Origin of the sequence: Marinobacter sp. C2H3, assembly GCF_037080155.1 — a bacterium.
In the GTDB taxonomy this organism is placed as follows: domain Bacteria; phylum Pseudomonadota; class Gammaproteobacteria; order Pseudomonadales; family Oleiphilaceae; genus Marinobacter.
Genome location: NZ_JBBBNZ010000007.1, coordinates 67,661 through 75,484, shown reverse-complemented (window position 1 = coordinate 75,484; position 7,824 = coordinate 67,661). Strand labels below are relative to the sequence as shown.

Annotated in this window: 6 protein-coding genes and 3 tRNA genes; 1 reads left to right on the top strand and 8 read right to left on the bottom strand. The window is 62.6% G+C overall.

What is annotated here, in order from left to right:
* Positions 1-58 precede the first annotated feature (58 nt).
* From V3388_RS15895 to alaS, 6 genes are all read right to left on the bottom strand, one after another.
* Positions 59-135 (bottom strand) — tRNA-Arg (locus V3388_RS15895).
* 24 nt (positions 136-159) lie between these two features.
* Positions 160-236, bottom strand: a tRNA-Arg gene (locus V3388_RS15890).
* A 68-nt stretch (positions 237-304) separates the two neighbouring features.
* Positions 305-394 (bottom strand) — tRNA-Ser (locus V3388_RS15885).
* A gap of 122 nt (positions 395-516) precedes the next feature.
* Positions 517-714 carry a carbon storage regulator CsrA gene (gene csrA / locus V3388_RS15880; RefSeq protein ID WP_336368550.1) on the bottom strand — a complete coding sequence of 66 codons (198 nt, stop codon included), beginning with the start codon at positions 712-714 and terminating at the stop codon, positions 517-519.
* A gap of 143 nt (positions 715-857) precedes the next feature.
* Positions 858-2,099 (bottom strand): aspartate kinase, encoded by a 1,242-nt coding sequence (locus V3388_RS15875; RefSeq protein ID WP_336368549.1) that lies wholly within the window; start codon positions 2,097-2,099, stop codon positions 858-860.
* Positions 2,100-2,214: 115 nt separating this feature from the next.
* Positions 2,215-4,845: an alanine--tRNA ligase gene (gene alaS, locus V3388_RS15870; protein ID WP_336368548.1), complete on the bottom strand. Its 2,631-nt coding sequence runs from the start codon at positions 4,843-4,845 to the stop codon at positions 2,215-2,217.
* 189 nt (positions 4,846-5,034) lie between these two features.
* On the opposite strand from alaS, the gene V3388_RS15865 reads away from it, so the two are divergent.
* Entirely contained in the window at positions 5,035-5,556 is a 522-nt protein-coding gene (locus V3388_RS15865) for an RDD family protein (RefSeq protein ID WP_336368547.1), read from the top strand.
* Between the two features lie 10 nt (positions 5,557-5,566).
* Here V3388_RS15865 and lptG read toward each other — a convergent pair whose 3' ends face one another.
* Together lptG and lptF are read right to left on the bottom strand one after the other, a co-directional pair.
* A complete protein-coding gene (gene lptG / locus V3388_RS15860; protein ID WP_336368546.1) occupies positions 5,567-6,628 on the bottom strand; it encodes an LPS export ABC transporter permease LptG in 1,062 nt (353 codons plus the stop codon).
* Entirely contained in the window at positions 6,621-7,718 is a 1,098-nt protein-coding gene (gene lptF / locus V3388_RS15855; protein WP_336368545.1) for an LPS export ABC transporter permease LptF, read from the bottom strand. Before lptF ends, lptG begins: the two co-directional genes overlap by 8 nt.
* Positions 7,719-7,824: the final 106 nt, after the last annotated feature.

Here is a 7,824-nt window from a genome sequence, read left to right as displayed (position 1 = left end):
ACATAGCAAAACGCCTCAGTCTGCGGGGTGCACAAACTGAGGCGTTCTGATCTTGATATGGCGCGGCTGGGAGGATTCGAACCTCCGACCGCCTGGTTCGTAGCCAGGTACTCTATCCAGCTGAGCTACAGCCGCTTGAAACTGGGTGATCTGCGAGATTGGCGCGGCTGGGAGGATTCGAACCTCCGACCGCCTGGTTCGTAGCCAGGTACTCTATCCAGCTGAGCTACAGCCGCGCATTCGCAATCACGGGTTGAGCGCTACCTCAACGATTCTCGTGCCGATCCAACCTGACGGAAGGCGATGGCGGAGAGGGAGGGATTCGAACCCTCGGTACGATTGCTCGTACGGTTCCTTAGCAGGGAACTGGTTTCAGCCACTCACCCACCTCTCCTTGAGAACGGGGCGTATACTACCATAATTTTTCTGTTTTCATAGGGTTGACACGAGATTTTTCAGCCCCGTTCTGCCCGATAAAAAAAGCCGCCCGAGTCACCCCGAACGGCTCTGGTCTTCTCAGCGGTTGCCCGGTTCGGGCTCTTCGACGCCCTTCTCGGACTGAATCCGCTGGTAAATCTCTTCGCGGTGAACCGCCACATCTTTGGGTGCGTTAACACCGATGCGGACCTGGTTCCCCTTCACTCCGAGAACGGTAACGGTGATCTCGTCACCGATCATCAGAGTTTCGCCAACACGGCGAGTCAAAATCAACATATCCCTTACTCCCTATCAGAGCTTCGACCTGTTCCGAAAAAAGACGTCACTGACTTATTGTGCTTATTGCTTTTATAGTGAGACCACCGACCGGCCACAAGACGCACAACCCCTTATACGACAGGGTTTGGCGACAAGGTCAGTCAAAGGGTCTCTTCCTGCACCCCGCCCTTGTCGAGCTCGAACGCGCTGTGCAGCGCCCGAACCGCAAGCTCGAGGTAACGCTCGTCGATCACCACGGAAATCTTGATTTCCGACGTGGAGATCATCTGGATATTGATGCCTTCATCAGACAGCGCCTCGAACATCCTGGTGGCCACGCCGGCGTGGGACCGCATGCCGACACCCACAATACTCACCTTGGCAATCTTGCTGTCACCTACCACTTCGCCGGCGGTCAGTTCGTCCGCCACTTTCTGCAGCACGTCCTTCGCCCGCTTCAGATCGTTGCGGTGCACCGTGAAGGTAAAGGCGGTCCGGTTATCCTGGCCGACGTTCTGGACGATCATGTCCACTTCGATGTTGGCGTCACTGATCGGCTTGAGGATCCGCAGCGCGCTGCCCGGGGTATCGGGCACCCCGGAAATGGTCAGTTTTGCTTCGTCACGGTTAAAGGCAATGCCGGAAACAACCGGTTGTTCCATGGTGTTCTCATCCTCAAAAGTAATCAGGGTGCCTTCGCCTTCGGTGAAGCTCGACAGCACCCGCAACGGCACGTTGTACTTGCCCGCAAATTCCACCGAGCGGATCTGCAGCACCTTGGAGCCCAGGCTGGCCATCTCCAGCATCTCCTCGAAGGTGATGCGCTCGAGGCGACGGGCACTGTCCACGACCCGGGGATCGGTGGTGTAGACGCCGTCCACGTCGGTGTAAATCTGGCACTCATCGGCCTTGAGGGCAGCCGCCAGGGCGACAGCGGTGGTGTCAGAACCACCCCGGCCCAGGGTGGTGATGTTGCCGTCCTCGTCAATGCCCTGGAAACCGGCGACCACCACCACGCGACCCGCCTTCAGGTCCGCGCGCATGTTGTGCTCATCAATGTGCTGGATTCGGGCCTTGGTGTGGCTGTTGTCGGTGAGGATGCGGACCTGGGAACCGGTGTAGGAGCGGGCATCGCAGCCGCGCTTTTGCAGCGCCATGGACAGCAAGGCGATGGTGACCTGTTCGCCGGTGGACACCAGCACGTCCATCTCCCGGGGCGTCGGCTCTTCCATAATGTCTTTGGCCAGGCCAATCAGCCGGTTGGTCTCGCCGCTCATGGCGGAAACCACCACGACCAGATCATGGCCCTCATTGCGGAACCGGCACACCCGCTCCGCCACCGCCTCTATACGCTCGGTGGTGCCCACCGACGTTCCACCGAATTTCTGAACCAACAGAGCCATGCTTTCCCAAACTCCGATACAGGGGCCCGTGACGGATAGGGCCTCCGCCCATCCTCGTCCATTGACAAAAAACGGGCGGGATTATAAACCCCTGCCCGTCTCTAAAAACAGCTGGTCAAACCAGTTTTTGCTCAACCCATCCGGGTACGGCCGCCAGCGCGTCGGCCAGTTTGGACGGATCGCTGCCGCCACCCTGGGCCATGTCCGGGCGCCCGCCGCCCTTGCCATCGACCCGGGCGGCCAGCTCTTTCATCAGGTCGCCGGCTTTGATGCGGCCAGTGGCAGACTTGCTGACGCCGGCCACCAGCGTGACCTTGCCGTCTTCCACCGAGGCCAGCACCACCACGCCCTCACCCAGCTTGTTCTTGAGCTGGTCGGCGGTGTCCATCAGGGCCTTGCGGTCCGCGCCTTCGAGTTCAGCCGCCACCACTTTCAGGCCGCCCACCTCAACCGCAGAGGCGGCCAGGTCACTGCCAGCAGAGCTGGCCAGGCGGGCTTTCAGCGCGTCCAGATCCTTTTCCAACTGACGATTGCGGTCCAGAGTCTGCTGGACCTTTTCCACCAGGGTCTCCCGGGTGGCCTTGACCAGCCGCGCGGTGTCCCGCAGGGCCCGATCGGTCTCGTCCACCCAGGCCAGGGCGCCCAGGCCGGTGACCGCCTCGATGCGGCGAACGCCCGAGGAAATGCCGCTTTCGGAGGTGATGCGGAACAGGCCAATGTCGCCGGTGCGGCCCACGTGGGTACCGCCGCAAAGCTCCACGGAAAAGTTGTCGGTGCCCATGCTCAGCACCCGCACCACATCACCGTACTTTTCGCCGAACAGGGCCATGGCGCCTTTTTCCCGGGCCGAATCCATATCGGTGATCTCGGTCTGGACCGGGGTGTTCTCAAGAATCTGCTCGTTCACCTGGCGCTCGATCTCCCGCAGCTGCTCGGGCGTGACCGCCTCGAAATGGGAGAAATCGAACCGGAGTTTGTCCGGGTCCACCAACGAGCCCTTCTGGGTCACGTGTTCGCCCAGGATCTGGCGCAGCGCCGCGTGCAGCAGGTGCGTGGCCGAGTGGTTGCGCTTGGTGCGTTCCCGGCGGGCGTGGTCGATGCGGGCATCCACTTCAAGGCCCGGGAACAGTTCGCCCTCAATCACCGTGCCCACGTGCAGGTGGTTGCTGCCTTCCTTGCGGGTATCGGTGACCTGGAAGCGGCCGCCGCTCCAGGTCAGCAGGCCGGTGTCGCCGACCTGGCCGCCGGACTCGGCGTAAAACGGCGTGCGCTCGAGCACCACCACGGCTTCGTCGCCGGCTTCGGCGGTGCGCTCTTCGCCGCCGACCAGTACGGTGCGAATGCGCTCGTGGCCGTCAACGTGCTCGTAGCCGGTAAACTCGGTGCTGCCCTCGAGGGAGAGGCCAGCGGCGTTGTAATCAATGCCGAACTTGCTGTTGGCCCGGGCCAGCTCGCGCTGGCGTTCCATGGCAGTTTCGTAGCCGTCGTAATCCAGGGTCAGGCCCCGCTCCCGGGCGATGTCGTTGGTCAGATCCACCGGGAAGCCGTAGGTGTCGTACAGCGTGAAAATGGTTTCGCCGGGGATTTCGGTGCCGGACAGCTCGGCCAGATCCTGCTCCAGCAGCCGCAGGCCCTTGTCCAGGGTTTTGGCAAACTGCTCTTCTTCCTGCAGCAGCACCTTCTCGATCTGCTTACGGCTGCTCACCAGCTGCGGGTAGGCCTCTCCCATCAACTCGACCAGGGCACCGGTCAGCTTGTAGAAGAACGGCCCGGTGGCGCCCAGCTTGTTACCGTGGCGGGCGGCCCGGCGGATGATCCGGCGCAGCACAAAGCCCCGGCCTTCGTTGGACGGCATCACGCCGTCGGCAATGAGGAATGCGCAGGAGCGGATGTGGTCCGCCACCACCCGCAGGGAGGCCTCGGTGGTGGCCACGCCGCCGAGCACATCGGAGGCGGCCTTGAGCAGGTCCTGGAACAGGTCAATCTCGTAGTTGCTGTGCACGCCCTGCAGCACCGCGGTAATGCGCTCCAGGCCCATGCCGGTATCCACCGAAGGCTTGGGCAGCCTCATCATTTCGCCGTCGGCGGTGCGGTTGTACTGCATGAACACCACGTTCCAGATTTCGATGTAGCGATCGCCGTCTTCCTCCGGGCTGCCGGGAGGGCCGCCGGCCACGTCCGGGCCGTGGTCGTAGAAAATCTCGGTGCAGGGGCCACAGGGGCCGGTATCGCCCATCTGCCAGAAGTTGTCAGAGGCGTAGCGGGCGCCTTTGTTATCGCCAATGCGCACGATGCGCTCGGCGGGCACGCCGATTTCATCACGCCAGATGTTGAAGGCTTCGTCGTCTTCCGCGTACACGGTGACCCAGAGTTTTTCCTTGGGCAGTTTCAGCCACTGCTCACCGGTCAGAAAGGTCCAGGCAAAATTGATAGCTTCGCGCTTGAAATAGTCGCCGAAGCTGAAATTACCAAGCATCTCGAAGAAGGTGTGGTGACGGGCGGTGTAACCGACGTTTTCCAGGTCGTTGTGCTTGCCGCCGGCCCGGACGCACTTCTGGGAACTGGTCGCCCGGGTGTAGTCGCGGGCCTCGCGGCCAAGAAACACGTCCTTGAACTGGTTCATGCCGGCGTTGGTGAACAGCAGCGTCGGGTCGTCGTGGGGGACCAGCGAACTGCTGTCAACAATGGTGTGACCCTGCTTCTGGAAGTACTCCAGGAACGCCTGTCGCAACTCTGCGGTTTTCATAGACCTTCGGTACCTTCTATATGCTTGCGGTATGCGTGCGGTGTTCGTGTTCTAAGTGCTTGCTATATAACTGAAACGGACCGGCGGTATCCACGACCGGTCGACACTACAGACAGAAATTCGGGAATTGGCTACTCTAGCATACGGCGGAAGCAGGAAAAACGAGAAACCGCACAGGAGCCCCCCCCCATGCCACGCCGCTTCCACCCAAGCGATGAACTCTTGCCCCCGGCCCCGGGGTTCCGGCGACTGCTGGCGGTGATCTACGACAGCCTGATCGCCCTCGCGGTGCTGCTGGTGATCACCTGGCTCTATACCCTGCTGGCGGGCGCCCTGAGCGGCTGGAACGATTACCGGGGCCTGACCAATCCAAACGCGCTGTCCCGGGACCCGGCCCTGACCGCGACCCTGTTCCTCGGCCTCTATCTGTTTTTTGCGTATTTCTGGACCCGGCTCGGGCAGACCCTGGGTATGCAGGTGTGGCGCATTCGCGTTGAAAACCCGGATGGCACGTCCATTGGCTGGAGCCAGAGCCTGCGCCGGTTCGGCCTTGCCGCCGCCGTGATGCTGCTGGCGCTGTCGGCCGCCGGCGCGCTGGGCGCCCTGAGCCTGCTGTTTTCGGTGCCCGGTCTACTGGCCCTGTGGCTGCCGGTGAACGGCCAGTCCCTGACCGACCGCGTCTCCCGCAGCCTGGTGGTGAAAACAGGCTGAGGCCGCTGGCTTACCCGGCCCGGCGCATGAGCGCCACACCCACCGCCCCGCTGACGCCGATGGGGATCAAAACCGCCAGCAGCGGATCAAATCCGTACACCAGGCTCATGGGCCCGAGGATGTCCTGCAGGTATTTGAACGCCAGCCCCACCATCAGGCCGGTGAACACCCGGAAACCCATGGTCACCGACCGCAGCGGCCCGAAGATGAACGAAATCGCGACCAGTACCATGACCGCCGTGCCCAGCGGCTGCAGCGCCTTTTTCCAGAACGCCAACCAGTAGTTATCGCCGTTCAGCCCCTGTTTGTTCAGGTAACTGGCGTAGGTGTACAGGCCGGTCATCGGCAGGTCGGTGGGGTCCACAATCAGCACACTGAGCACGCTCGGCGAGAGCGTGGTGTCCCAGCGCTGCTCCCGGTGGGTTTCGGTCACCGCCCGGTCGCCTTCCAGGCGGGTGGTGCGCACGTTCTGAAGCAGCCAGTAGTCCTTCTGATGGATTGCCCGACGGGCGAAGCTGGCGCTGGTGAGCCGGCGCTGGTCGTCAAAATGGTACAGGGAGATACCGTGCAGAACGCCGTTCGGCTGCACCGCGTTCAGGTGGATGAAGGTGTTCCCCTCCCTGTGCCAGACACCCTCGGAAGATGCCACGTTCTTGCCCGCCCCCAGCGCTACCGCCTTCTCACTCTGGGCGTACCGCTCGGTGGCCGGCACCACAAACTCGCCCACCAGCACGCCGATGATCACCACCACCAGGGCCGGCTTCATGGCCGACCAGGTGATGCGGGCCAGGGACACGCCGGCAGCGCGGATCACGGTCAGTTCGGAAGAACTGGCCATGGCGCCAAGCCCGACAAGACACCCCATGAATGCCCCGAGGGGCAGATAATCGTAGATGCGTCGGGGCAGGCCCACGATCATGTACCAGACCACGTCCAGCACCTGGTAATTGCCGCGCACGCTGCCCAGCTCGCCGATGAAACCGAACACCAGATCCAGGGACAGCACCACCACCATCACCAGCAGGATGGCGCCGCCGACGTTGCGCATCACATAGCGGTCGATTCTACGCACGGGCCGAGCCCTCCCGGATCAGCCGCCGGCGCCGCAGCCAGGCCGGCCCGTAGAGCAGCCAAAGCCCAAGGGCAAGGAACAGAACGTGGGGCCACAGCATGCCAATCCACTCCGGCACCTTGCCGGAAGCAAGGGCATCCCGAGCCACAATCAGCAGCCCCAGGTAAAGGATGTACACCAGCATGGCGGGCAACAGGTGGAAAAATCGGCCCTGGCGCGGGTTGACCCGGCTCAGGCGCACCGCCAGCAGAGTCACGATCGGCACGATCAGGGGAAGGGAAAAACGCCAGTGCAGCAGCGCCCGGTCCTCCGGATCGTCCGACTCCCACAGCGCCATGGTCGACAGGGCATCCCGGTTGTGCTGGCTGCGCCCGGCCCCTTCCTGAAGCTTTATGCCGTAGGCGCCGAACTCGGTGATCCGGTAATCGGCGTCCCCCGGGGTGCCGTCCACCCGCTCGCCGTCCTTGAGGATCAGGAACCGGCTGCCGGTCTTTTCATCAATCAGCTGGGAGCCGCTCTCCGCAGTCACCACGTTCACGCCTTTCGGGCCGTACTCGGCGATGAATACCCCTTCGAGCTGGCGTTTGTCGTCGCTCAGGCCTTCGGTGTAGGTGACCCGGCCGCCGCCGGAGAGGCTCTGGAAGCGCCCCGGGGTCAGCAGCTCAAACTCGGTGGCCTTGGACTGCTGCTCCAGGATCTGGTCCACCTGCACCCGCCCCCAGGGCTGGAGATACAGGCTCATCGCCCCCACCATCACCATCACCGGCAGGCTCGACACCAGCGATTTGACCAGCACCTGCCGGTCGCTGACGCCGCAGGCAAACAGCACCGTCATCTCGCTTTCCAGGTACATGCGGCCGTGGGCAAGCAGAATCCCGATGAACAGCCCCAGGGGCAGGATCAGCTCCAGGAACTCGGGAAACCGGTACATCATGATCAGCGCCAGCACGTCCGCCGCCAGTTTGCCCTGGGCGGCGTCGTCCAGATACTTGATGAACCGGCCGCTCATGAACACCAGCATGAGAATGCCGGAGACGGCGACCATGTTGATCATGACCTGGCGCGTAAGGTAGCGAAAAATTATCGTCAAAACGGTGTCTCTGGACGAGCCTGAACCCAGGCATGGAGGATCGCACGAACTGCGCGTATTCTATGTAACCTTAAGCCTGAATGACAGCATCGGGCCTGACGACACA